This is a genomic window from Pedococcus sp. P1_H8 (genome assembly GCF_056405175.1).
The window spans coordinates 1-466 of sequence record NZ_JBFUCP010000209.1 but is presented as its reverse complement, the minus strand read 5'-3'; the positions used below and the strand labels follow the sequence as shown (position 1 = coordinate 466).

Here is a 466-nt window from a genome sequence, read left to right as displayed (position 1 = left end):
ACCGGCACCCGGATGGCGATCTTCGGGGTGCTGCTGGTCGCGTTCGGCATCAAGGCCGCGGTGTTCCCGCTGTCGACCTGGCTGCTCGACTCCTACCCGACCGCGCCGGCCCCGGTCACCGCGGTGTTCGCGGGCCTGCTCACCAAGGTGGGCGTGTACGCGATCATCCGGGCGCAGACCCTGCTGTTCCCGCAGGGCGACCTGGACAACGTGCTGATGGTCTGCGGACTGCTGACCATGCTGGTCGGCATCCTCGGCGCCATCGCGCAGACCGACATCAAGCGGCTGCTGTCGTTCACGCTGGTCAGCCACATCGGCTACATGGTGTTCGGCATCGCGCTCTCGACCGAACACGGCCTGTCCGGGGCCGTGTACTACGTGGCGCACCACATCATGTGTTCGGCATCGCGCTCTCGACCGAACACGGCCTGTCCGGGGCCGTGTACTACGTGGCGCACCACATCAT

General features: G+C 67.0%; 1 protein-coding gene. It reads left to right on the top strand.

Annotation, left to right across the window (positions count from 1 at the left end):
• On the top strand, nt 1-466 hold a 466-nt coding region (locus tag AC1DYG_RS19625), incomplete at both ends, for a proton-conducting transporter transmembrane domain-containing protein (RefSeq protein WP_477641527.1).